The following is an 845-nucleotide window of genomic DNA, read 5'->3' as shown; positions in this document are numbered from 1 at the left end:
TAAGAGCGACCGGCAATGGGCGTGACCCTGAGTCGGCGGGTTGTCGGCCGGGTGTCCCAGCGATAGAGCGTGCGGGCTCGTTGGATGAGTTGACGGATCGTGACGATCGCGGCGGCCAGGTAGAGGTAGAAGTCGATGATCGCAGTGTTGCGGTCGGTGCAGCGGCGGATCTTGCCGAAGCCGTTCATCCACGAGTTCGTGCGCTCGACCACCCACCGCTTGCCGACTTGGATCGGGGCGGGTATGCCCGTGCGGGCGATCTCGGCGTCGAAGCCGATCTCGTCGAGCAACTCGCGGGTGCGTTTGCTGTCGTACCCGCGGTCGAGGTGGGCGGTGACCTGCTGGGGCCAGTGATGGCGTAGTTGGCGGCTGCACTGCTCGAAGGTGTCGCGTAGCAGCGGCGAGTCGTGCCGGTTCGCGGGGGCGCCGGTGATCCCGAGCGGGATGCCGTAGCCGTCCACACCGGTCGAGCGCTTCATGCCGCCCTTGCCACGGTCGACCGGGGACCGGCCGGCCCGGTCTCCGCCGCACGGCGCTTTGGTGATCGCGCCGTCGGCGCTGACGTCGGTCAGGTCCAGGCCGATCATCCGGTCGTAGGCGTCCAGGGCCAGTTCGTGCAGTTGCTCACCCAGGCCGGCCTCGGCCCACACCGGTGCAGGCGCCGGCGGATCGTACGGTCCGAACACTGGCCGGTGGCCACCCGTTCGTAGCCCGAGCCGTGGACCAGAGCGGCGATGACCAGCTCGAACACGACCCGGTCCGGGATCCGCCGCCGGTGGCAACCAAGAGGATGCGACGGGTCGAACCCAGGTCGCTCGGGACACAGCGCGGCGAACTGGACGAAG

Annotated in this window: 1 pseudogene; it reads right to left on the bottom strand. The window is 69.0% G+C overall.

Going from position 1 to position 845, the window contains the following annotated elements:
• Positions 1-845, bottom strand: a pseudogene (locus ACFHWY_RS28705) (IS5 family transposase); the annotation flags it as partial.

The sequence above is a fragment of the Micromonospora sp. LOL_024 genome (assembly GCF_048060415.1).
Classification (GTDB): Bacteria; Actinomycetota; Actinomycetes; order Mycobacteriales; family Micromonosporaceae; genus Micromonospora.
The sequence above is the reverse complement of the archived record's forward strand: the minus strand, read 5'-3'. Positions and strand labels throughout refer to the sequence as shown.